Origin of the sequence: Agromyces sp. PvR057, from assembly GCF_040547485.1 — a bacterium.
Classification (GTDB): Bacteria; Actinomycetota; Actinomycetes; order Actinomycetales; family Microbacteriaceae; genus Agromyces.
In genome coordinates, this window is the sequence record NZ_JBEPPT010000002.1 from 358,503 (window position 1) to 382,248 (window position 23,746).

14 protein-coding genes are annotated in these 23,746 nt (G+C 71.5%); 10 read left to right on the top strand and 4 right to left on the bottom strand.

Annotation, left to right across the window (positions count from 1 at the left end; all coding sequences use genetic code 11):
* The first annotated feature begins 16 nt into the window (after nt 1-16).
* On the top strand, nt 17-538 hold the full coding sequence (locus ABIC29_RS10880) for a gluconokinase (protein ID WP_354245273.1): 522 nt from the start codon (nt 17-19) through the stop codon (nt 536-538).
* On the opposite strand, the gene ABIC29_RS10885 is transcribed toward ABIC29_RS10880, so the two are convergent.
* Complete coding sequence (locus ABIC29_RS10885; protein ID WP_354245276.1) at nt 525-2,696, bottom strand: hypothetical protein; 2,172 nt, start codon at nt 2,694-2,696, stop codon at nt 525-527. The two genes, ABIC29_RS10880 and ABIC29_RS10885, sit on opposite strands and share 14 nt — an antisense overlap.
* A gap of 389 nt (nt 2,697-3,085) precedes the next feature.
* Between ABIC29_RS10885 and ABIC29_RS10890 the strand changes: the two genes are divergently transcribed.
* Complete coding sequence (locus tag ABIC29_RS10890; RefSeq protein WP_354245278.1) at nt 3,086-5,626, top strand: DEAD/DEAH box helicase; 2,541 nt, start codon at nt 3,086-3,088, stop codon at nt 5,624-5,626.
* Between the two features lie 46 nt (nt 5,627-5,672).
* Here ABIC29_RS10890 and ABIC29_RS10895 read toward each other — a convergent pair whose 3' ends face one another.
* Entirely contained in the window at nt 5,673-6,590 is a 918-nt protein-coding gene (locus tag ABIC29_RS10895) for an EamA family transporter (protein ID WP_116084034.1), read from the bottom strand.
* Nucleotides 6,591-6,904: 314 nt separating this feature from the next.
* Here ABIC29_RS10895 and ABIC29_RS10900 point away from each other — a divergent pair, with 314 nt between their 5' ends.
* The 8 genes from ABIC29_RS10900 to ABIC29_RS10935 all read left to right on the top strand — a co-directional run bounded on the left by ABIC29_RS10900 (nt 6,905) and on the right by ABIC29_RS10935 (nt 20,239).
* Nucleotides 6,905-11,485, top strand: coding sequence for an ExeM/NucH family extracellular endonuclease (locus tag ABIC29_RS10900; protein WP_354245281.1), 4,581 nt, complete (start codon nt 6,905-6,907; stop codon nt 11,483-11,485).
* Nucleotides 11,486-11,586: 101 nt separating this feature from the next.
* Nucleotides 11,587-12,219 (top strand): hypothetical protein, encoded by a 633-nt coding sequence (locus tag ABIC29_RS10905; RefSeq protein WP_354245283.1) that lies wholly within the window; start codon nt 11,587-11,589, stop codon nt 12,217-12,219.
* Nucleotides 12,220-12,353: 134 nt separating this feature from the next.
* Nucleotides 12,354-13,025 carry a YcnI family copper-binding membrane protein gene (locus tag ABIC29_RS10910; protein WP_354245285.1) on the top strand — a complete coding sequence of 224 codons (672 nt, stop codon included), beginning with the start codon at nt 12,354-12,356 and terminating at the stop codon, nt 13,023-13,025.
* Entirely contained in the window at nt 13,025-13,633 is a 609-nt protein-coding gene (locus ABIC29_RS10915; RefSeq protein ID WP_116084023.1) for a copper resistance CopC family protein, read from the top strand. The genes ABIC29_RS10910 and ABIC29_RS10915 overlap by 1 nt, the downstream gene beginning before the upstream one ends.
* Before the next feature lie 74 nt (nt 13,634-13,707).
* Nucleotides 13,708-15,753, top strand: coding sequence for a DNA helicase RecQ (recQ, locus tag ABIC29_RS10920; protein ID WP_354245289.1), 2,046 nt, complete (start codon nt 13,708-13,710; stop codon nt 15,751-15,753).
* Between the two features lie 356 nt (nt 15,754-16,109).
* Nucleotides 16,110-17,165, top strand: coding sequence for an ABC transporter ATP-binding protein (locus tag ABIC29_RS10925; protein WP_116084021.1), 1,056 nt, complete (start codon nt 16,110-16,112; stop codon nt 17,163-17,165).
* Nucleotides 17,162-18,007 carry an ABC transporter permease gene (locus ABIC29_RS10930; RefSeq protein WP_116084019.1) on the top strand — a complete coding sequence of 282 codons (846 nt, stop codon included), beginning with the start codon at nt 17,162-17,164 and terminating at the stop codon, nt 18,005-18,007. The genes ABIC29_RS10925 and ABIC29_RS10930 overlap by 4 nt, the downstream gene beginning before the upstream one ends.
* A gap of 306 nt (nt 18,008-18,313) precedes the next feature.
* Complete coding sequence (locus ABIC29_RS10935) at nt 18,314-20,239, top strand: glycoside hydrolase family 5 protein (RefSeq protein WP_116084017.1); 1,926 nt, start codon at nt 18,314-18,316, stop codon at nt 20,237-20,239.
* Between the two features lie 91 nt (nt 20,240-20,330).
* Here the strand turns inward: ABIC29_RS10935 and ABIC29_RS10940 are convergent, their stop codons facing one another.
* Nucleotides 20,331-21,449 carry a metallophosphoesterase family protein gene (locus tag ABIC29_RS10940; protein WP_116084014.1) on the bottom strand — a complete coding sequence of 373 codons (1,119 nt, stop codon included), beginning with the start codon at nt 21,447-21,449 and terminating at the stop codon, nt 20,331-20,333.
* Nucleotides 21,446-23,542 carry a DUF5054 domain-containing protein gene (locus ABIC29_RS10945; RefSeq protein ID WP_354245293.1) on the bottom strand — a complete coding sequence of 699 codons (2,097 nt, stop codon included), beginning with the start codon at nt 23,540-23,542 and terminating at the stop codon, nt 21,446-21,448. Before ABIC29_RS10945 ends, ABIC29_RS10940 begins: the two co-directional genes overlap by 4 nt.
* Nucleotides 23,543-23,746 lie beyond the last annotated feature (204 nt).

A 23,746-nucleotide genomic window follows, 5' to 3' on the forward strand; every position in this document is an offset into this window, starting at 1 on the left:
CAGGCAAGATGGTGGGATGACCCACACCGCGCCGCTCATCGTCGTCATGGGCGTCTCCGCCGTCGGCAAGTCCACGATCGGCGCGCAGATCGCCGAGCGGCTCGGCGCCCCGTTCCGCGACGCCGACGACCTGCACCCCGCGGTGAACGTCGAGAAGATGCGCGCCGGCGTGGCCCTCGACGACGACGACCGGTGGCCCTGGCTCGACATCGTCGGGCTCGAGCTGGCGTCGGCCGACGCATCCGGCCTCGTGATCGCCTGCTCGGCGCTGCGCCGCGGCTACCGCGACCGGCTTCGCGCGCAGGCGCCCACGACGTGCTTCGTGCACCTGCACGCCGACGACGCCGTGCTCACCGCGCGGGCAGCGGGCCGCACGGGGCACTTCATGCCGCCGAGCCTGCTCGCCTCGCAGCTCGCGACGCTCGAGGCCCTCGCCGACGACGAACGCGGACTCGTGGTCGACGTCGACGCCCCGATCGACGACATCGTCGAGCGCGCCGTCGCCGGCCTGCGCGACCTCGGCGTCACGCGCCCGTAGCGCCGACGGCCGACGACGGACGCCCGACCTCGGGCTGCCGCTCCGCCTGCGGCCAGTGGTGGAACGAGCGCGCCCACAGGCGTGCCCACCATCCCTGCGGGTCGAGCGCCTCCTGCCGAGCCCTCAGGGTGTCCCGGTAGGCCGTGCTCTCGCGTGCGTGCTTCAGCGTGAGCGGTTCGGGGACGTCCGCGAGGACGCCCGGCACCTCGACGCGCGTGCGTGCCGGCACGACGACGGGTGCCGGGGCGAACCTGGCCTCCAGGAACGCGAACAGCGTGACGACGACGAAGCCCACCGCGAGCCACACCCGCCATTCGGGGGCGACGGGCGCCCACTGCTCGACCGCGAACCAGACGACGACGGCCGCGCCAACGACGTAGGCGAGTCGGGGCAGGCTCGTGAGGAGGAGCCACCAGCCGACCGGCAGCGGGCATCGATCCCAGATGAGCGTGCGCTCGACGTAGCCCGTGATGACCTGGTTGATCCAGATCAGCAGGGCCGCGACGAGCGCCGACGCGATGACCCAGCCCCAGCCCGTGAGGTGCCCGGCTTCGTGCAGGAACCCGACGCTGCCCGCGGCGTCGGGTGCGGCATCCGAGCCGTTGACCAGGTCGCCGACCCAGGCGGACCAGCCGGCCACCGTCGTCACGACCGAGGCGAGGACGGCCGAGACCGCCGTGAGGCCCGGCAGCAGCACGGCGATGACGACCGCCGCGATCATGTTCGTGCCGAGCGACTTCTTGTTGATGACGTTGAGGCGGTTCTCGATGTAGGCGACCTCGCGCGAGGGGCCGGGCAGGTCGGGGCCGAGCAGGGTGCGGATCGTGGGCTCGACGACCTGGAGCGTGTTCTTGTAGTAGTACGAGTGATCGAGGAACGGCTGGCTCACGTTGTGCACGGCGTGCTCCTCCGGGCCGCACGCGTCGCCCGCCAGGCGCGGAAAGTACGAGGCCCGCCAGCGCGCCCGCGCCTCGCCGGTCCGATCGGCGATGGGGCCGGCCGAGAACGGGTCCCAGATCGCCCAGTGATTGGCCCACTCCACCGGCCGCGCCTGGTCCGTCCGGCGGTCGACCCAGTTCTGCACGGGCGTGTACGGGTCGTTGCGGCCGCGCCACCTGTCGCGGCCGAGCAGGCTGACCGCGGCCCCGACGGTCGTGAGCTGCCGCACGTTGAAGGCGTGCGGATCCATCTCCTCGAACAGCGTGAACGTCGAGACCGCGGCCCCCTGCGAGTGCGCGAACACGTGCACGTCCCCGTCGCCCACGAGGCCCTTCGCCCTCGTGACGGCATCGCGCACGACGAGGCGCATCGCGCTCGCACGGACGGGCGTCTCCTTCCAGGCCGTGACGTCGCCGATCGACCCCGCGAGGCCCTGGATGACGTCGCCCGCCGCCTTCTTGAACGCCGGGATCAGGAGCAGCGGGCTGATCAGCGGCAGCACGGGCGTGAGCACGACGGCGAGCAGGAGCACGAATGCCGCGACCGGCACGAACACGGCGAATCCGACGATCAGGCGCACGAGGTCGAAGAGGAACGTGAGCGCGAACGACCGGAGCGCGAGGTCCTTGCGCGCGGCCCTCGGGTGCTCGATGAGCGTGTACCAGGGCAACAGCACCATGGTCGCCCAGAAGAGCCGCAGCATCCGGATGACCGCGCGCCACATGAACGGCGCGGCCCACCGGAAGATCTGCGCGGTGCCGAGGGGCACGAACGCCTCCGCCCAGCGGGCCTCGATGATCGCCACCCGCTTCTCGACGGCGACCACCGGCTCGCCGGGTTCGCGGCGCTTCGGGAACTTCACGGTCACGCTGACGATCGGGGCGTCGCCCGAGAGGTCCGATGCGTCGAGGTGCACGCCGTAGGTGTCGTCGGCGCCGTAGATGCGGTCGCGGGTCATCCAGTCCATGCGCGCGAGGATCGGCTCGGCCCACTCGAGGAGGATCTGGCTGCGGAAGGCCTCGCCCATGCCGTGCACGAGCACGAGGGCGGCATCGTACGTGCCGTCGGCGCCGACGGCGGGTGCGGCGGGCGCGGCGCTCGCCGCGGTCTCGCGTGCGGCCTCGGCGGCGGCGCCTGCATCGGCGGCGCCTGCATCGGCGGCGGCGGTCGGATCGGCGGCGGGGTCGGGTTCGCGTTCGGTCAGCGGGGAGAGACGCATGGCAGGCTCCTGGTCTCGCGGGCGGGGTCGGTGCAGGTCGGTCCGAAACTAGCGCCGCGCGAACCGCGCCGACAAGGGCGATCCGCGGATTTCCGGGCCTGCACTGACCTCCGGGTCGAGCGTCGCCCGACGGGTGGGGTCGGCTCCGACCCGACGGACGCGAACTCAGGGCTGTCCCTGAGGCGCGGCATCCGACGGCCTTCTAGGTTGGTACCGATCGCACGCGGACCGCAGGGGGAACTGTCACCGCGGTGCGATCGTGAGCCGGCCGGCTCCGCGTCCCGAAAACGCGGAGCAGGCCGGCTCCCCCTTCGCCCGCCGCGCGCGCAGGCGCCCGGACGGGTGCGCGAGCGGCCGCACCCGCCGGGCGCGTAGGGCAGACTCGGGGGATGACCCAGTCCCTGCTCGAGCGCGCGCCGCGACCGTACGACGCCGACGCCATGTACGTCGCGTTCGTCGACTGGGCCGAAGACCGGGGTCTCTCGCTCTACCCCGCGCAGGACGAGGCGGTCATCGAGATCGTGTCGGGGGCGAACGTGATCCTCTCGACGCCGACCGGCACGGGCAAGTCGCTCGTCGCCGTGGCCGCGCACGCGGCATCCGTCGCCGCCGGCGGGCGCAGCTACTACACGGCGCCGATCAAGGCGCTCGTGAGCGAGAAGTTCTTCCAGCTCGCCGACATCTTCGGGGCCGCGAACGTCGGAATGGTCACGGGCGACAGCTCGGTGAACCCCGACGCGCCCATCATCTGCTGCACCGCCGAGATCCTCGCGAACCTCGCACTCCGGCACGGGGCCGACGCCGACGTCGACCAGGTCGTCATGGACGAGTTCCACTACTACGGCGACCCCGACCGCGGATGGGCGTGGCAGGTTCCACTGCTGTTGCTGCGGCGCGCCCAGTTCGTGCTCATGTCGGCCACGCTCGGCGACGTCACCCCCATCGCCGAGGACCTCGAGCGGCGCACCGGCCGACCGACCGCGCGCGTCACGGGCGTCGAGCGCCCCGTGCCGCTGCACTACTCCTACGCGAAGACGCCCGTGCAGGAGACCGTCGAGGAGTTGCTCGACACCCGTCAGGCGCCCGTCTACATCGTGCACTTCTCGCAGGCCGCCGCCATGGAGCGGGCGCAGGCGCTCTCGTCGATCCGCGTCGTCACGCGCGAGCAGCGCGACGAGATCGCCGAGGCGATCGGCGGGTTCCGCTTCACGACCGCGTTCGGCAAGACCCTCTCGCGGCTGGTGCGCGCGGGCATCGGGGTGCACCACGCCGGCATGCTGCCCCGGTACCGCCGCCTCGTCGAGACGCTCGCGCAGCGCGGCCTGCTGCGCGTGATCTGCGGCACCGACACGCTCGGGGTCGGCATCAACGTGCCGATCCGCTCGGTGCTCATCACGGCGCTCACGAAGTTCGACGGGCAGAAGATGCGCCAGCTCAGCGCCCGCGAGTTCCACCAGATCGCCGGCCGCGCCGGGCGAGCCGGCTATGACACCGCCGGCACCGTCGTCGTGCTCGCGCCCGAGCACGAGATCGAGAACGAGGTCTCGGTGCGCAAGGCGGGCGACGACGCGAAGAAGCTCAAGCGCATCGTGCGCAAGAAGGCGCCCGCCGGACAGATCACCTGGGGCGAGGCCTCCTTCGACCGGCTCGTCGCCGCCGAGCCCGAACCGCTCACCCCGCAGCTGAAGCTCACCGCGGCGATGCTCATCAACGTCATCGGTCGCGGCGGAGACGTCGTCGGCGGCATCCGCTCGCTCGTCTTCGACAACCACGAGCCGCGCCTCCGCCGCTTCGAGCTCGCGCGGCGCGCCCTCGACATCCTGCGCACCCTGGCCGACGCCGGCGTCGTCGAGCTGGCGCCGGATGCCGCGGCCGGCGGTCTCGGCGTGAAGGTGGCGCTCACCGTCGACCTGCAGCCGAACTTCGCCCTCAACCAGCCGCTCTCGCCGTTCGCGCTCGCCGCGATCGACCTGCTCGACCCGGAGGCCGCACCCGGCACCGGCATCGGCACGGGCCACTACGCGCTCGACGTCGTGAGCATCATCGAGTCGACCCTCGACGACCCGCGCCCGATCCTCTCGCAGCAGCAGTTCAAGGCGCGCGGCGAGGCCGTCGCCGCCATGAAGCAGGAGGGCATCGAGTACGACCAGCGCATGGAGCTGCTCGAGGAGGTCACCTGGCCGAAGCCGCTCGACGAGCTGCTCGCCCAGGCCTTCGAGACCTTCGCGTCGAGCCAGCCGTGGGTGCGTGACTTCGAGCTCTCGCCCAAGTCGGTCGTGCGCGACATGTTCGAGCGCAGCATGTCCTTCGGCGAGTACGTCTCGTTCTACCAGCTCGCCCGCAGCGAGGGCCTCGTGCTGCGCTACCTCTCCGACGCGTTCCGCGCGGTGCGCCAGACGGTGCCGAACGACGCGAAGACCGAAGACCTGCTCGACCTCATCGAGTGGCTCGGCGAACTCGTGCGGCAGGTCGACTCGAGCCTCGTCGACGAGTGGAACGAGATGGTCGACCCGAGCGCGCACCTGCCCGAGGACGAGGCCGCCGTCGTGCCGCCCGCGCCGCCCTCGGTCGTGACGAACCGCCGTGCGTTCACCGTACTCGTGCGCAACGAGCTGTTCCGCCGCGTGCAGCTCGCCGCCCTCGAGCGCGACGACGAGCTCGCCGAGCTCGACCCCGACGCCGACTGGCCCGGCGCACTCGACCGCTACTACGCCGAGCACGACGACCTCGGCACGGGGGCCGCCGCGCGCTCGCCGCAGCTCGTCGTCATCGACGAGACGGATGCCGCGTCAGGGCTCTGGCGCGCCGAGCAGGTCCTCGACGACCCGGCCGGCGACCACGACTGGCGCATCCGCGCCGAGGTCGACCTCGAGGCGTCCGCCGAGGAGGGCACGGCCGTGCTGCACGTGACGGAGGTCGTGCGCCTCTGACGCGGCCGGGGCGCGATGGCCGCCCGCCTGCCCGCCCGCGGCGAGGTCAGGCCACTGCGAGCATCGCCGCCGCCGCGAGGGCGAGCACGAGACCGGCCCACTGCACGGGCGCGATGCGCTCCCGCAGCACGATCGCCGCGAGCAGGATCGTGCCCGCCGGGTACATGGCCCCGAGCACGGCGGCGATCGACAGGTCGCCCGCGCGGATGCCGAAGAGCAGCAGGGCGTTCGCGACCGCGTCGACCACGCCGCAGGCCACGGCGAGTCGGATGCCGGTGGCGAGCGCCGAGCGATCGGCCCGCGGCATGCGCTCTGGGTCGTGACCGCCTGCTGCGGGAACGGCGTCGACCGCGCGAGACCGCAGCGCTGCGACGATCGCCACCACCGCGACGGCCGCGAACATGATGGCCGCATTCACCCCGCGGTTCAGGATCAACGGCACGATGCCGCTCTCGTCGGACGTCTGGTCGATCGTGATGTAGAAGCCGCCGATCGCGGCACCCGACCCGACGGCCATCAGGATGCCGCGGAGCGACGGGCGCACGGCGCCGCGCTCGGGCACGAAGCCGACGAGCAGCACCGCGACGAGCGCGAGGCCCAGGCCCCAGTAGCCGATGGCGTCGAAGCGCTCGCCCGCGAACACGAGCCCGTAGAGCACCGGGACGATCGCGGAGACGACGGCCGTCGTCGGCGAGAGGATGCTCATCGGCCCGATGGCCAGGCAGGCGTAGAGGAGGGCGATGCCGACGGCCCCCACCGCACCGGAGATCGCGCCCCAGAGCACGTCGTGCGCGGTCCACTCACCGCCGATCACGGGCAGTGCGACGAACAGCAGCACGCAGCCGGAGAGGGCGGCGACCGCGGTCGCGAGCAGCGCGCTGATCCGCTTGGCCGAGAGCCCGCCGAGGAAGTCGGCGGCCCCGAACACGAGCGCGCCCGCGAGCGAGAAGACGGCGGTGGGCATGAGGTCTCGATCGTATCGGGGCGACGTCGGGGCGACAGGCGACCGGCGACCGTCGAGGGGTGGATCACGGCCGAGCCATGAGCGCCAGCCCCACACCTGAATTCGCTCATCTGAGCAGGTCGGAAACGAGTTCCTGCTCGCGTGCGCGGCATCCGTGAACAGGATGTGAAATCAGCCGGATGATTCGCAGGAATCCCTTGGCACGAGCCCAGTCGAATCATAGGCTGACGCGCGAAGTGGCCCCCGGTCGGGGGAGAGTTCGCCTCGCGCAAACCCGAGCGCGAACGTCACAGCGAATGACACAGGGGAGCGTCATGCAGGGTGGTCGTACCGTCCAACGCCTGTCCGCCATAGCGGCCACGGCCGCCGGGGCCTTGATCGTCGGATTGCTGGGGGCGCCACCCGCGTTCGCCGCGACCGACGGCTCTGGCGTGGTGATCAACGAGGTGTACGCGCGAGGCGGCAGTGCCGGCCAGCCGTACGTGAACAAGTTCGTCGAGCTCTACAACCCGACGAACTCGGCCGTCTCGCTCGCGGGCTGGTCGCTGCAGTACCGGTCGGCCGGGAGCACGGCCGCCGCAACCGGGGTCGTCGAGCTGAGCAACTCCATCCCGGCGAACGGGTACTACCTCGTCGGGCTGAACAGCAACGGTGCCAATGGCGTTGCGCTTCCGACGCCCGACGCATCGAAGGAGATCGCGCTGAGCGGTACCGGCGGCTCGGTCGTCCTTGCGAACGTCGCGACCGCGCTCAACCCCGGCACCGGCTCCATCGTGAACGCCGCCAACGTCGTCGACTACGTCGGCTACGGCACCTCGTCGAACTTCGAGGGCGCGGCCGCCGCGCACCCGAACGCGAACACCGTCCCCGGCAGCATCTCCCGCACGGGCGGCGCCGACACCGACAACAACGCGGCGGACTTCGCATTCAGCTCGACCCCGACCCCGCAGAACTCCGGCGCGGTCGTCGACCCCGAGCCCGAGCCCGACCCCGAGCTCGCGACCATCGCCGAGGTGCAGGGCTCCACCGACACGAGCCCGCTCGTCGGCACGACCGTCACCGTCGAGGGCGTCATCACCGCCGACTACCGCACCGGCGGCTACAACGGCGTGACGATCCAGACCCCCGGCCCCGACACGACGCCCGGCGTCTCCGACGGCGTGTTCGTCTTCGGCATGCCCGCGGTCGGCGCGGTCGGCGACCTCGTGAAGGTCACCGGCGCGGTCAGCGAGTACTTCGGCCTCACCGAGATCACGGCGACGGATGCCGCGAGCGTCGAGGTCGTCACCGCAGGCGTCGGCGTGCCCGACGCCCAGCCGCTGCCCGACTCCACCGTCGGCGGCGTCCGCGAAGCCCTCGAGAGCATGCTCGTCTCGCCGACCGGCACCTACCTGCTCTCGAGCACGCACGAGGTCTCCAACTACGGTTCGCTGTGGCTCGCCGCAGGCGACTCGCTGCCGGTCAAGGGCACCGAACTGGTCGACGCCGGCGCCGACGCGAACGCCATCGCCGCAGCCAACCGCGGCCGCCTGCTCGTGCTCGACGACGGCTGGAACGCGACCGTGACCTCGGCCGGCCACCCGGCCGACCAGCCGTACCTGACGAAGGATGCGATCGTCCGCAACGGCGACCGCGTGATCCTGCCCTCGACGCCCTACGTGCTGAGCTACGGCTTCGACGCCTGGCGACTGCAGCCGACCGCTCCGATCGACAGCACCAGCCCGGCATCCGTGAAGCCCACGTTCGAGACGCTCAACCCGCGCGTCGAGACCGCGCCCGCGGTGGGCGGCGACCTCCAGGTCGGCGTGTTCAACGTGCTGAACTACTTCACGACCCTCTCGAGCGTGAACTCCAACGCGCGCGGCGCAGCCACGGCCGAGGAGTTCGCCCTGCAGGAGAAGAAGATCGTCAACGCGATCACCGCACTCGACGCCGAGGTCGTCGCGCTGCAGGAGATCGAGAACTCGTTCAAGCTCGGCGAGGCCCGAGACGAGGCGACCGCGACGCTCGTGGCCGCGCTCAACGAGACCGAGGGCTCCGACGTCTGGGCGTACATCCCGACGCCGGCCGTGCTCACGGCGGCGACGACCGACTACATCCAGAGCGCGATCATCTACCGCACCGATGCCGTGACGCCGAAGGGCGACGCGCAGACCGTGCTCGACGAGAACGTCTGGGGCAACGCCCGTGAGCCCATCGCGCAGGCCTTCACCCTGCCGAACGGCAACGACTTCTCGGTCATCGCGAACCACTTCAAGTCGAAGAGCGGCTCCGGCACCCAGCCGGCCGACGGCCAGGGCTTCTTCAACGCGGACCGGATCGCGCAGGCGAACTCGCTCCTGACGCTGGCCACCAAGATGGCCGACCAGGCCGGTGAGGTGCTCCTGCTCGGCGACTTCAACTCGTACGCCGAGGAGGACCCGATCCAGGAGCTCACCGGCGCCGGGTACACCGACCTGCTGCCCGAGCTCACCGACGACCAGTACACCTACACGTTCGACGGCGAGCTCGGGTCGCTCGACCACGCGCTCGGCAACGCCGCGGCCGTGCAGGGCGTGACGGGCATCGGGCGCTGGGCGATCAACTCGCCCGAGTGGAGCGACCGCCAGTACGAGAACGGTTCGCCCGACGACGGCTCGGTCTTCCGCTCGAGCGACCACGACCCGCAGGTCATCGGCCTCGACAGCTCGAAGCTCACGGACGTCGTCGACATCAGCGTGATGACGATCAACGACTTCCACGGTCGCATCGAGCAGGCGGCTCCGGCCGCCGGCGCCGCGGTGCTCGCGGGAGCCGCCGACGCGGTCCGCGCCGAGAACCCGAACACGGTCTTCGCCGCGGCGGGCGACCTGATCGGCGCCTCGACGTTCACGTCCTTCATCCAGAAGGACTCGCCGACGATCGCCGCGCTGAACGCGGCCGGACTCGACGTGAGCGCCGCGGGCAACCACGAGTTCGACCAGGGATGGGAGGACCTCCGGGACCGTGTGCAGGGCGAGGCGGACTTCGAGTACATCAGCTCGAACGTGTTCCTCAAGGGCACGAACGAGACGGCGCTCGCGCCGTACTACACGCAGACCTTCGAGGGCGTCACGGTGGGCTTCATCGGCGCCGTCACCGAGGAGCTGCCCTCGCTCGTGAGCCCGGTCGGCATCGCCGAGCTCGACGTCCGTCCGATCGTCGAATCGGTGAACGCCCAGGCCGAAAACCTCACCGACGGCGACCCCGCCAACGGCGAGGCCGACGTCCTGATCCTGCTCGTGCACGAGGGCGCGACGACGAGCGCGCTCTCGAGCGTCACCGACAGCTCGGTGTTCGGCAAGATCGTCGCCGGCGTCGACTCCGAGGTCGACGCGATCGTCTCGGCGCACACGCACCTCCCGTACAACCACGTCGTCGACGGCCGCCCGGTCGTCTCGGCCGGCCAGTACGGCGAGCAGTTCGGTCTCATGAAGCTCGAGGTCGACGGCAAGACGAAGGAGCTCGTGTCGATCACCAATGAGCTGAAGCCGCTCATGACGGTCGCGACGACGAACCCGCCGGTGCCCGCCAAGGCGCTCTACCCGGCCGACCCCGAGGTCGCGGCGATCGTCGCCGATGCCAAGGCGAAGGCCGACGTGCTCGGTGCGGTCAAGGTCGGCGACATCACCGCCGACTTCAACCGCGGCCAGATGCCCGGCACGGATGCGAACGGCAACCCCGTGCTCGTCGAGGCGCGCGGCGCCGAGTCGACCATCGGCAACTTCGTCGCCGACGTGCAGCTCTGGGCCGCCAAGCAGGACGGCGCGGCCGACATCGCGTTCATGAACCCGGGCGGCATGCGCACCGACCTGAAGTTCAAGAGCACCGGTGCCGCCGACCCCGACGGCAACGTCACCTACCGCGAAGCGGCCAACGTGCAGCCGTTCGCGAACACCCTCTTCACCCAGACGCTCACGGGCGCCCAGGTCAAGCAGGTGCTCGAGGAGCAGTGGCAGCCGGCCGGCGCATCGCGTCCGTTCCTGAAGCTCGGCGTCAATGCCGGACTCGAGGTCGTGTACGACCCGACGGCCGCCGCCGGATCGCGGGTGACCCATGTCTCGCTCAACGGCGTTGAGCTCGACCCCGCGGCGAACTACAAGGTCGTGGCGAACTCCTTCCTCGCGGCGGGCGGTGACAACTTCTTCACCCTCGGCAAGGGCACCGGCCGCGCCGACACCGGCAAGGTCGACCTGCAGGCGATGGTGGACTGGTTCACCGTGAACAAGACGGCGACGCCCGACCTGGCGCAGCGCTCCGTGGGCCTCGTGCTGCCGGCGCCCGCCAACGGCACCGCCTACGTGCCAGGCGAGACGCTGAACCTCGCACTGAGCTCGCTCGACTTCAGCACCACCGAGGTCGCCGCGGGTGAGGTCACCGTCTCGATCGGCGGCATCGCCGTCGGCACCGCGCCCGTCGATCGCACGCCGGTCGCCGCGACCGACGAGGGAGGCCGCGCCTCGCTCACGGTCACGGTTCCCGAGGGCGTCAGCGGCGCGACCACCCTCGAGATCGCGGTCGCCTCCACCAAGACGAGCGTGAGCGTGCCGATCACCGTCGAGGAGCCGGAGCCGCAGGCTCCGGTCGCGACGATCACCGTCGGTGCGCCGAGCTCGCTGCTCGTCCGTGCCGGCAGCTCGGTGACGTACAAGGCGCAGGTCTTCGCGACCGACGGATCGAAGCCGGTCGGCACCGTCTCGGTGTTCGACGGGTCGAAGCTCGTCGCCACGGTCGAGCTCACGGCAGCCCAGAACGGTCGCGTCAGCGTGACCGTGCCGAAGCTGTCGCGCGGACTGCACCTGCTGCGCGCCACGTTCGACGGCGCCGAGCCGTACACCGACTCGCGCATGTTCCAGATCCCAGTCCTGGCCTGGTGATCCGACGGAGGGCGGCGGGCCTCGTGCCCGCCGCCCTCCGGTACGCCCGGCCCCGTTTCCGGCACGCTCCTCCGCGTCGCGGCTCGTCTAGGCTGGTGCGCATGACTTCGAGGTGGGCCCGCGTCGCACGCGGCGGCGTGATCGCCGCGTTCGCGACGTTCGTGGCCGCCCTCTCGCACACGGTGGGCGGCGGCACGGCCCCCGGCGCCCTCGCGATCGCGCTGTCGTTCGCGTTCTCGACGCTGCTCTGCATCGGCGTCGTCGGCGCGCGGCTCTCGCTCGTGCGCACGATCATCGCGGTCGCGATCACGCAGTTCGCCCTGCACACCCTCTACTCGGTGCAGGGGGCGTCCGGCGCGACCGGGGCCGTCGGCACCACCGCCGCGACCACGGCCGGAGCGCACCACCACACCGCCTTCGAACTGCCGCTCGGCGCGGCATCCGCCTCACCGTTCAGCTACGACCTCTCGATGCTCGCGACCCACGTGGCGGCCATCATCGTCACGGTGCTCGCGATCCGCCACGGCGACGCCGCCCTCCGCGCCGCGTCGCGTGCGGGTGCGCTGGTCGTGGCCACGGTGCTCCCGGCGATGCCGGCCCTCGAGGTGCGCCCGCTGAACGCCGCCCTGGCGCGCGCTCTGGCGCGATTCGCCGAGCCGCGACCGGTCGCGAGCCTCCTCCACCTCTCCGTGATGCGGCACCGCGGGCCGCCACAGGCATTCGCCGCCGCCTGACGTCACCGACGTCCGCGGCACCGCCGGACCGACGGCACGATGCCATCGCATCTGCCGGCGGACGGCTCCGAATCACCTGTTTCGCGCGCGCCGAGCATCGGCGTCCGCGCACCCCACGAAGAGGAATCCCTGTCATGACCTTCCGTACCGCTGCCATCACCACGTCCGCCCTCGTCGGAGGCGCCCTGCTCGCGCTCGGCGCCCCCCTCGCCGCGAGTGCCCACGTCACTGTGACGCCGAGCGACACCGCCGCAGGCAGTTACAGCGTGCTGACCTTCTCCCTCGGCCACGGCTGCGACGGCTCGCCGACCACGAAGCTCACGTTCGACATCCCCGAGCAGATCGAGTCGGTCTCGCCCACGCTGAACCCGAACTGGACGATCGAGAAGGTCGCCGACGGCGATCGCACGAGCCAGGTCGTCTACACCGCGATCACGCCGCTCGAAGACGGCTACCGCGACACGATGGCGCTGCAGGTCCACCTGCCGGAGGACGCCGCGGGCACGACCCTCGCGTTCCCGGTGCTGCAGAGCTGCGAGACGGGGGACACGAACTGGAACGCGCCGATGGTCGACGGCGAGGCCGAGCCCGAGCACCCGGCGCCGAGCATCGCGGTGACCGAGGCGGTCGAGGGCGGGGGCCACGGTCACGCCGCCGCCGAGGGCGACGAGCATGAGGCGGATGCCGCGGCCGACGCCGATTCGAGCGACACCGTCGCGAGGGTGCTCGGCATCGGCGGCCTCGCGGTCGGCGTCGTGGGCATCGTGCTCGCGCTCACGGCACGTCGCCCCCGCAAGGACGCGTGATGCGGGCCCGCACGCGCGGCACGCGCGGTGCGATCGGCGCAGCGCTGCTCGTCGCGGCTTCCGCCATGCTGGTGGCGGTTCCGGCGATGTCGGCGTCGGCGCACAACTCCGTCGTCTCCACGACCCCGGCCGAGGGCGAGGTCGTGACCGAGCAGCCGGGCACCGTCTCGTTGACGACGAACGACGCCCTGCTCGATCTCGGCACGGGTGCCGCGCTGCTCGTGCGGGGTCCGGACGGGCTCGCGTACGGCGACGGATGCGCCGTGATCGACGGTGCCACGGCGTCCTCAGCCGTCGAGCTCGGTGAAGCCGGCACGTACACCGTGATCTGGCAGGTCGTCTCGACCGACGGCCATCCGATCTCGGGGGAGTGGACCTTCGACTGGCAGCCCGCCGACGGCGTCGCGCTCGGCACCGGCACGGACGCGCCCGCCTGCGGCGGCGACGCGACGAGCACGGCCGAACCCGGTGGCGACGCGTCCGATGCGGCCGACGGGGCGGATGCCGAGGCATCCGGTTCGACGGACCTGCTCTGGCTCGGGGCGGGCGCACTCGTGGCCGTCGCCGCCGGCGTCGTCACGTGGCTCGTGGTGCGCCGCCGGGGCTGAGCCCCACGGTGACCGCGCCGCCGGCCTGAGGATGGATCGGCTCACCCGTCGGGGGTGCTCGTTACACTCGACGGGTGAGCCGGAACCCCGAACCTGACCCCTACGACGGCGTGCCGTGGCCGATCGACGAGTTCGCTCCGCCGGCCGACGAGTGGGCACCGCCCGCCGATGACGGCTGGGTTCCGCCTGAAGACGACGGGTTCCGGGCGGCGCCGCGATCGGCGCCGGCCTCGGCTTCCGCGCGTCTCGCCTCCGTCGATCCGCAGTCGGTCGCGGCCGCTCCCGCTCGGTTCGACAGCGCGCACGAGGCCCTGCACACGGTCTTCGGGTACGACAGCTTCCGCGGCGAGCAGGCCGAGATCATCGCGCAGGTCGCGGGCGGCGGCGACGCGGTCGTGCTCATGCCGACGGGTGGCGGCAAGAGCCTCTGCTACCAGATCCCCTCGCTGCTCCGCGAGGGCACGGGCATCGTCGTCTCGCCGCTCATCGCCCTCATGCACGACCAGGTCGACGCGCTGCAGCGCAACGGCGTGCGCGCCGCCTACCTCAATTCGAGCCAGCAGTCGTTCGAGCGCGCCGAGGTCGAGCGGGCCTACCTCGCGGGCGAGCTCGACCTGCTCTACATCGCGCCGGAGCGTCTCAGCTCCGAGCCGGTCAAGCGCTTCCTGCAGCAGGGCACGGTCGCGCTCTTCGCGATCGACGAGGCGCACTGCGTCGCGCAGTGGGGTCACGACTTCCGGCCCGACTACCTCGCGCTCTCCGAGCTCGCCGAGCGCTGGCCCGACGTGCCGCGCATCGCCCTCACGGCGACCGCGACCGAGGCCACCCACCGCGAGATCACGACGCGACTGTCGCTCGAGGGCGCCCGGCACTTCGTGTCGAGCTTCGACCGGCCGAACATCCAGTACCGCATCGCCCCCAAGTCCGAGGTGCGCAAGCAGCTCCTCGACTTCGTGCGCTCCGAGGGCGTCGACGCCGACGGCACGCCCGTCGCGGGCATCGTCTACGCGCTGTCGCGTGCGAGCACCGAGAAGATCGCGGGCTTCCTCGCGCAGAACGGCGTCAACGCGCTGCCGTACCACGCCGGGCTCGACTCCGGGGTACGCCGTCGCACGCAAGAGCGGTTCCTCCGCGAAGACGGCGTGGTCGTCGTCGCGACCATCGCCTTCGGCATGGGCATCGACAAGCCCGACGTGCGCTTCGTCGCCCACGTCGACCTGCCGAAGTCGGTCGAGGGCTATTACCAGGAGACCGGGCGTGCCGGCCGCGACGGCCTGCCCGCCACGGCCTGGCTGGCCTACGGGCTGCAAGACGTCGTGCAGCAGCGCCGCATGATCGACGAGAGCCCCGGCGACCTCGCGCACCGGCGCCGCCTCGCATCGCACCTCGACGCGATGCTCGCCCTCTGCGAGACCGTGCAGTGCCGCAGGCAGAACCTGCTCGCCTACTTCGGCCAGCCGAGCGAGGCCTGCGGCAACTGCGACACCTGCCTCGAGCCGCCCAGCGCGCTCGACGGCACGGTCCCGGCGCAGAAGCTCATGTCGACGATCGTGCGACTCGAGCGCGAGCGGCGCCAGCGGTACGGCGCAGGGCACCTCATCGACATCCTCCGCGGCAAGCAGACCCCCCGCGTCAGCCAGTACGGGCACGACACCCTCGCCACGTGGGGCATCGGCGCCGACGTGTCCGAGCAGCAGTGGCGCGGGGTCGTGCGCCAGATGCTCGCGCAGGGGCTGCTCGCCACCCACGGCGAGTACGGCACGCTCTCGGTCACCGAGGCCGGCAACGAGGTGCTCTCGGGCACGCGCACCGTCATGCTCAGGGCCGAGCCCGAGCGCGCGTCGTCCCGGCGCGGCCCGAAGGCCGCATCGGCCGCCGCCGACCTCAGCCCAGACGACGCCGAGCTCTTCGAGGCGTTGCGTGCCTGGCGAGGCGCCGAGGCCCGCGAGCAGGGCGTGCCCGCCTACATCGTGTTCGGCGACGCGACGCTGCGCGCGGTCGCGACGGAGCGTCCGCGTTCGGTCGCCGGGCTCGACGGCATCTCCGGCATCGGCGTGAAGAAGCGCGAGGCCTACGGCGACGCGCTCGTCGCGGTCGTCGACGCGCACCTGGCTCGCTAGCGACCGCGTCGGCTCGCCGACGGGCGGTCCCGCCTGCCCGCGACCGCTCGTCACGCCTGCGGGCCCCTCGACGACGCCCGCGGGCGGCATCCACCAACCCTTCTCATCGAGTATTTGATCTGATACAGTACCTATCGAGATGAACAACCAGGCGACTGCCGACTCGGCGCCCGTCGTGGCATCAGAAGAAGATGGCGGCTCGAGTGCTGCAACACCCGAGCCGCCCACGCAACCGAGTCGTTCAGTGCGAAGCCGAACGCGAGACCAGTGCGCGCCGCCAGCGTACCGCCCAGCGCTGAACCGACTCCGACGAGCCCGCCCGACCGGGCGTGCTCGACCGAGATCGGAGATACCGCATGCCCACCGCGACACCGGGGCTGGCTCTCGAGGCCAGGAACCTCGTCAAACGTTATCCGCAGGGTCGGCGCACGCCGCCCGTCACCGCCCTCGACGGGCTGAGCTTCGGCGTCGAGGAGGGCACCGTGTTCGGCCTGCTCGGCCCGAACGGCGCCGGCAAGTCGACCACCGTCAAGATCCTCGCGACGCTCAGCACCGCCGACTCGGGTGATGCGTTCGTCGCCGGATTCGACGTTCGCGGCCGGGCGGCCGACGTGCGTCGGTCGATCGGGTTCGTCGCCCAGAAGCAGGTCTCCGACCCCATGGACACGGGGCTGGAGAATCTCGTGCTCGCGGGCCAGCTGCACGGCATGGACACGCGCGAGGCGAGGTCGCGGGCCGGCGACCTGCTCGACCGCTTCGGGCTGGCCGCGGCCGCACGACGCCAGGTGAAGACCTACTCGGGCGGCATGGCCCGAAAGCTCGACGTGGCGATCGGGCTCATGCATCGGCCGCCCGTGCTGTTCCTCGACGAACCGACGACCGGGCTCGACCCCGAGGCGCGCGCCGAGATGTGGGCCGAGATCGAGCGCATGGCCGCAGACGAGCGCACCACCGTGCTGCTCACGACGCATTACCTCGAAGAGGCCGACCGCCTCGCGAGCCGGCTCGCAATCGTCGCGAACGGGCGCGTCGTGACCGAGGGTGCGCCCGACGAGTTGAAGGCGGCGCTCCGCGGCGACGCCATCGTGCTCGAGCTGCACGACGACGCCGACGTCGAGGCTGCGCTCGCGCTCATCGGCCGCACCCCGGCGTTCCGCGACGTCGTGCGCGAGGGCCGCATGGTGCGGGCGCGCACCGACGAGGGTGGGCAGGCCCTGCCGCTCGCGTTGGCCATGCTCGACGCCGAGCGGCTGCAGGTCGCGTCGGCGACCGTCGCGAGGCCGAGCCTCGACGACGTCTACCTCGCCCACACCGGGCATTCGTTCTCATCGGCGCACCGTGCGGGATCCACGCCCGACCCGGCGGCGGACTCCGCAGCCGACGCCGCAACCTCCGAGGAGCGTGCAGCATGACCGCCACGACCACGAGTCCCGACGTCTCGCGCGGCATTCCGCGGCGACCCTCGCGCGCCGGCACGAGCTTCCTGCGCCACACCGCGGTGCTGACCCTGCGGCAGCTCCGCGCGGCGGTGCGGGTTCCGGCGTTCGTCGTCATGAACCTGGTGCAGCCGCTCATCTGGCTCCTGCTGTTCGGGCAGCTGTTCGAGTCGGTCGTCGAGATCCCGGGCTTCTCGGGCGGCGCCGACTACCTCGAGTTCCTGACGCCGGGCATCGTCGCGATGATGGCGCTGTTCGGCAGCGCGTGGGCCGGCACCTCGTTCATCGAGGACATGAACCGAGGGGTCATGGACCGCCTCCTCACCTCGCCGACGCATCGCGGCGCGCTCATGGTCGCGTCGCTCGTGTACCAGGCGGTGCTCACGTTCGTGCAGACGCTCATCGTGCTGGGGGTGGCCTGGCTGCTCGGCGCCCGGTTCGACGGCGGCCTCGCCGGCGTGCTCGTGCTGCTCGCCGCCGCGATGCTCCTCACGGCGTCGTTCTCGGCGCTCTCGAACGCTGCGGCGCTGCTCGCGCGCGACCAGAACGTGCTCATCGGCCTCTCGCAGCTCATCACGATCCCGCTGATGTTCCTGAGCTCCGCGCTCATGGACACCTCGCTGTCGGCCGACTGGGTGGCGGATGTCGCGGCGTTCAACCCCTTCGAGTGGGCGGTCGTCGCCGGCAGGGAGGCGCTGTTGTCGGCCGACCCCGACTGGGCGACGGTCTGGACCGACCTCGGATACCTCGCGGCGTTCGCGCTCGTGCTGGGGTGGCTCTCGACCCGCGCGTTCCGGGTCTACCAGCGCAGCGCGTAAGGGTCGGCAGGCACGCGCGGCACCGGGCCGGGCCTGGCGGCGACGGATGCCGCGGACGGGGGAGGTCCGCGGCATCCGTCATCGGGGCGTGCGCGAGGGGGCGTCGGGGCGCCGGCGGCACCGTGGGGCCGTGCACGACGGAGTTCGCCCGGCTGCTGCGTCTCCGAAATGTTTACGTTACCTTTGGACGAAATGTTTGCGTTACCATTTCGAGAACGGCGCCCGGAGCCTGACCACGTCAGGGCCTGAGGCGGCATCTCGGGTGCAGCAGCACGCCACGCACGGCAGAACAGAGAGGTTCGCAGAATGCATCACCGTACCCTTCGGATCGCGGTCGGACTCGCGACCGCGGCGCTCGCGATATCGGTCGCGAGTCCCGCGAGCGCCGCACCACCGGAGCATCCGATCCCCGTGCTCACCGGACCGGAGCTCGCAGCATCATGGACGGCGCCGCTCAGCACCGTCGGCCGCTACGTCGTCGACGCCGACGGCGACCGGTTCAAGCTGAAGTCCGCCAACTGGGACGGCGCGCAGGGCCACTGGAGCGGCAGCGGCGACAAGAACGATCCCGCCAACCACAACAGCGGCATCAGCTACGACATCCCGATGGGACTCGACCGGGTGCCGATGGCCACCCTCATGAGCGACTTCCACGGCGTCGGGATCAACAGCATCCGCCTGTCGTTCTCGAACGAGATGCTCGGCATGACGGCGCCGGTTCCGGATGTCGCGGTCACGGCGAACCCGCAACTGAAGGGCAAGACGCCGCTGCAGGTGTTCGACGCGGTCGTCGCCGCGCTCACCGCCGACGGATTCGCGGTGATCCTCAACGACCACACCACCACCTCGCACTGGTGCTGCGGCACCAACGACGGCAACGAGCGGTGGAACAGCAGCCAGACCACCGAGAAGTGGATCAGCGACTGGGTCATGCTCACGACCCGCTACAAGGACAACGCTCGCGTGGTCGGCATGGACCTTCGCAACGAGGTGCGGCGCGACATCCTGAACGACGCGAACTGGGGCTGGGGCGACGACCACGACCTGTACCAGGCGTACCAGCGCGCCGGCGTCGCCATCCAGAAGGCCAACCCCGAGGTGCTCGTCATCATGGAGGGCATCAACTGGCAGGGCATCCCGCTCGACGGCCTGTTCCACGACCGCCCGCACCTGAAGCCCGTCGCGAACCTGTCGAACGCCCTCCCGTATCCGGACAAGCTCGTCTACGCGGCGCACATCTACGCCTACACCGGGCCGAAGCACACGGGTGCCACCGGACTCGGCGAGACGCACGACCCCCGCTACCGCGACCTCACCGCGAGCGAGCTCGCGGCCGAGGTGAACCGGGCCGCGGCATTCGTCACCACGGCGGATCAGCACTACACCGCCCCCGTGTGGTTCAGCGAGTTCGGGATCGGGCATGCCAACGACACCGGCGCCCTCGACAAGGCATGGTGGGTGAACTTCACCGACATCCTGATCGCCAACGACAGCGACTTCGCCGCGTGGCCGCTCGTGGCGCAGGCGAAGGCCGACGGCACGTTCGTCGACGGCTACGCCCTCCTCGCCTACCAGCCCGACGGCACGAAGCTGAGCATCGCCGACGACTGGCGCTTCCCGCAGTGGAGGAAGCTCGTGAACGCCGACGGGAAGACCGGCGAGGTCGCGCCCGTGGCCCGCTGGAACATGCTCGGCAGCGGGAGCTTCGTCGACAGCCAGTCGTCGCTGCGCATGCTGCAGGCCGGCGACTGGTCGCCGGGCCAGTGGAAGGGCACCTGCCCCGACAGCCAGCGCCTCCAAGGCATCGCGCGGAGCACCAACCGGGCGCTCTGCACGGACGTCGGCGGCATCACCACGTCGAGCCCGCGCGTGCAGAGCGGGCAGGGGAACATCACGAACGACTGGGCCTCGGGGTACGACAAGCTGCAGTGCAACCCCGGCGAGGTCGCCGTCGGCTACAGCCTGGGTACCGGCGGCGGCACCAAGGCGGCGATGTGGAACCTCGTCTGCGCGACGAGCACCACGGCGCTGCCCGCGAGCCAGGGCCGCCTGATCTGGTTCGACCAGGGCGACAACCGCCCGGCCGGCGGCGGCTCGACCGCGAGCGACTGGGCCCCCGGAAACTACAAGGGCCAGTGCAAGGACGCCGAGTACATCGCGGGCGTGGCGTTCACCTACCGATGGAACCACGGCGGCGTGCCCGACGCGCTGCTCTGCAAGCCGCTGACCTGATCGGCGGATGACGAAGGGGCCGGGTCGCAGCAGCGACCCGGCCCCTTCGCGTTCGCCCGTCAGGCGAGTCCCCGTCAGGCGCGTTCGCCCGTCAGGCGAGCGGGGAGAGCCGCACCTCGTGCAGCACGTGGCCGCCGAGGTCGCGCATCGTGAGCACGAGCGCGTCGGGACCGGCCTCGCCGTCGATCCACGCCGCCGCCTCGTCGGAGGCGGTGTCGGCGTCGGGCCCGCCGCTGATGAGCTGCGCGTACGGGAACTCCTCCGTCGCCGGCAGCCACGTCCGGTAGTGCGTGTGACCGGACACGACGATCTGGGCGCCCCAGCCGACGAGCGCGTCGTGCCAGGCGTCGCGGCTCATGCGGCTGAACCAGTCGTACCCGTCGGCGTCGTAGTCGACGACGGTCTCGTCGATCCACCGCAACGGGATGTGGCAGAAGACGACGCGATACGGGGCATCCGCGAACTCGGGCCGTGCTGTGACCTCGCGGAGCCACTCGGCCTGCTCGGCGCGCAGCGGCTCGAAGGCGACGCGCCCCTCGAAGGTCGGGTGGGCGTCGGGCTTGTCCTCGCCCGTGTGCAGCACGATGCACGCGACCGGCCCGATGCGGAAGGCGGTGAAGGGTCGCCCCTCGGGCGTGGCGACGAAGTCCTCGAGCTGGTAGGCCCAGGTGCCGCGCACGTCGTGGTTGCCCACCACGATCGCGAGGGGGCGCCCGGCGCTCACGTCGAGTCCGGCGGGGTTCAGCACCGTCGTGGTGAACCACGACGGGTCCTTCCAGTCGTTGCAGAGATCCCCGTTCCAGACGAGCACGTCGACCTCGGGCGTGGCCTCGTGGAGGGCCCGCATCGTGTCGTCGCGCTGGTGGGTGTCGTTCCACACGGCGAAACGGGCGGTGTCGGATGCCGCGTCCAGCGTGCGCACGGACTTCCAGTCGCTCTCGTGGCGGCCGCCCGAAGGCCCGACCGCCTCGGTGATCGCCCGGATGCGCACCGCGGTGCCCGCTGGCAGGCCCTCGGCCCGGACCCGCAGCACACGGTCGCCCTGCGGCACCATGCCGAACGCGTCGCTCGTCACGGTGCCGCGTGCACCGTCGGCCGATTCCCATTCGAGCCGGCCACGGCTGAGCTGTGCAACGCCCCAGACGACCTCGAAGCCGTCGGCGCGCGGCGCCATCACGACGGGCGGGCTCGTCACGATCGTCGCGGTCATCGTGCTGCCCCCAGGTCGAGCGCGAAGCGGAACCGGAGGTCGTCGTCGAACCACATCGTGAAGTTCGTGCCCCAGACGTTGTTGTGCAGGTTCACGTGCATGCCGTCGTCGGGGTCGGGCACGGCGTCGTCGAACCTGAGCAGGGCCGGGCGGCCGACCGCGACGAGGGCGGCGTCGAGCGGACGCAGCGAGAAGGCCTTCGTCGCCGTGGGCGCCGTGTGCGTCACCTCGGCGATGGCGTGCATGCTGCGATTGCCCCGTCGGACGACCGACCGCGGGTCGATAGTGGTGTCGATCTTCGTCAGGCGCCAGTCGCCGGGCTCGGTGCGCGGGCGGAACCCGAGCCAGCTCGCCTCGGGCAGTCGGGAGGCGTCCTTGCCGCGCAGGTCGAGCGTGACCTCGATCGGTCCGGGGAGGGACGGGAAGCGATAGGCGAGCCGGATGTCGCGCGGCGCGCCCCAGTGCTCGCACGCGACGTCGGGCAGGGCCAACCGCAGCGTCACGACGGTGTCGGTGCCGACTGCGGCTCGCTCGGCCGACACGACGTGCGGTGCGAACGTCGTGGCGGGCAGGGTCTCGGCGATCGCGAGGCCGGGCTTGGCCTGGTCGGGCACCGCCCACATGGCGTTCTCCTCCAGGTCGCGGCAGTACTGCTCCAGCCACCGTGCCTCGTCGCGCTCGTCGAAGGTCTCGTAGCGATACGCGGCGAGCGGATGCTCCGGCCCCGCCCACTCCGTCCCGTCGGCGTCGACGAGGGAGACGAGCGAGCCGTCGTCGCCGAAGCGCACCCGGTGGGTTCCGACCCGGAGTTCGGCGTCGAGGTCGATCGCGGTCGCGGAGGCGGACCACGAATCGGGTTCGTCGTTCGGCCGGGTCTCGGCGATCGCGGCCTCCGCCTCGGTCCGGCGTTCGGGCGCCAGGGCCGCGAGTGCGCGATCGAGGTGCGCGCGCTGCTCGGTCCACGAGCGCTCGAACGCCGCGTAGCCGAGACCCTGCGGGCTCGGGTGCTCGGCGTACGCCCAGGCGTAGTCGTCGAACTCGGCGGGATTCGCGCCGGGATCGATGACGTCCGCAGCGCGAGCCCGCTGGAAGTCGGCCTTCTCGTAGTTCACGTAGTCGGGCAGGTACGTCTTCAGGTCCTCACCCCACGTGTGCTCGGGCACGAGCAGGAGGCCGTCGCTGAAGGCGTCGCATTCCGCGGTGCCGGGCACGAGCGTGCCGTCGGCGATCCACGCGGTGCGGAGTCGGAGGAGGGCGCGCAGCCGCGCCGTCTGCACGGGGTCGCTCGCGACGCCGTGGATCCAGGTGTCGCCGATCTCCTGCTCGAGCACCGGCAGGCTCGCGCGGGCGGCGACCGCCTCGCGGCTGAAGGCGTCGAGCGTCGAGGCGATCACCCGGGCTCCAGGATGGGCGGCCTGGAGGTCGGCGAACAGCGCCTCGACCTCCTCGACGGGTGGCGGGCCGAAGTTGTCGCCGGTGTGCGCGAGGTGCAGGGCCTCCGTGCCGCCGGGCACCACGGCCACGCCGAGCTCGGTGGCCCCGTAGCTCCTGGCGTAGTTGACGACGACCTCACTGCCGTCGGGGGCGCGCCAGACGAAGAACTCCGGCACGTCGGGCACCGCGGAGGCCCCGTTGACGCCGAGGTGCAGGAAGTCGAGGCCGCCCCGGGCGAGGAAGGGCACGAGACCGACCGTGTGGCCCGGGACATCCGTCATCTTCGCTGCGCTCGTGGCGTGGCCGAAGCGGGCGTCGAGCCTGCGGCCGATCGCGATGGCGTGCTCGACGAGCCCCGGATCCATGAGCTCGGTGTGCGTCGTCAGCGGCAGGCCGTGCCAGGTCACGTGACCTTGGCGGATCGCCCGCTCGAGGGCCGCGCGCTCGCCGTCGTCGCCGAGGCGGAGCGCCTCGTGGATCAGCCAGGAGCCCGTCGTCCAGACGAAGCGCGCGGGCCCGTCGCGGCGCTCGAGTTCCTCGGCGAGCTCGATCGCGCGGGGGAGGTACTCGTGCACGTACCGGTCGGTGACGTTCGCGGCCGTGTCGGTGAAGCCGAGGTCGAGGTGCGTCTTGAAGACGACGTGGACGGTGGTGATCATGCGTGCATCCAAACTGCGGTGTCGGGGATGGTCTTCGGTGGTTCGCGGTGCGTTCGAACGGCGGATGCCGCTCGTCGGTGAAGCGCGCAGGAGCGGGACGGGAGCCGGGTTCTCGCCCGGAATCACGCGGCTCTCGACCGGCGTGACGTCATCGTGATCTTCGGATCCGTGCTTCTGTTTGCGTAAACATTATTGTCGCGTATA

What these genes read in the sequence shown, in the direction of transcription:
- ABIC29_RS10880 (WP_354245273.1), top strand. Translation starts at nt 17, where the DNA reads ATGACCCACACCGCGCCGCTCATCGTCGTCATGGGCGTCTCCGCCGTC.
- ABIC29_RS10885 (WP_354245276.1), bottom strand. Translation starts at nt 2,696, where the DNA reads ATGCGTCTCTCCCCGCTGACCGAACGCGAACCCGACCCCGCCGCCGAT.
- ABIC29_RS10890 (WP_354245278.1), top strand. Translation starts at nt 3,086, where the DNA reads ATGACCCAGTCCCTGCTCGAGCGCGCGCCGCGACCGTACGACGCCGAC.
- ABIC29_RS10895 (WP_116084034.1), bottom strand. Translation starts at nt 6,590, where the DNA reads ATGCCCACCGCCGTCTTCTCGCTCGCGGGCGCGCTCGTGTTCGGGGCC.
- ABIC29_RS10900 (WP_354245281.1), top strand. Translation starts at nt 6,905, where the DNA reads ATGCAGGGTGGTCGTACCGTCCAACGCCTGTCCGCCATAGCGGCCACG.
- ABIC29_RS10905 (WP_354245283.1), top strand. Translation starts at nt 11,587, where the DNA reads ATGACTTCGAGGTGGGCCCGCGTCGCACGCGGCGGCGTGATCGCCGCG.
- ABIC29_RS10910 (WP_354245285.1), top strand. Translation starts at nt 12,354, where the DNA reads ATGACCTTCCGTACCGCTGCCATCACCACGTCCGCCCTCGTCGGAGGC.
- ABIC29_RS10915 (WP_116084023.1), top strand. Translation starts at nt 13,025, where the DNA reads ATGCGGGCCCGCACGCGCGGCACGCGCGGTGCGATCGGCGCAGCGCTG.
- ABIC29_RS10925 (WP_116084021.1), top strand. Translation starts at nt 16,110, where the DNA reads ATGCCCACCGCGACACCGGGGCTGGCTCTCGAGGCCAGGAACCTCGTC.
- ABIC29_RS10930 (WP_116084019.1), top strand. Translation starts at nt 17,162, where the DNA reads ATGACCGCCACGACCACGAGTCCCGACGTCTCGCGCGGCATTCCGCGG.
- ABIC29_RS10935 (WP_116084017.1), top strand. Translation starts at nt 18,314, where the DNA reads ATGCATCACCGTACCCTTCGGATCGCGGTCGGACTCGCGACCGCGGCG.
- ABIC29_RS10940 (WP_116084014.1), bottom strand. Translation starts at nt 21,449, where the DNA reads ATGACCGCGACGATCGTGACGAGCCCGCCCGTCGTGATGGCGCCGCGC.
- ABIC29_RS10945 (WP_354245293.1), bottom strand. Translation starts at nt 23,542, where the DNA reads ATGATCACCACCGTCCACGTCGTCTTCAAGACGCACCTCGACCTCGGC.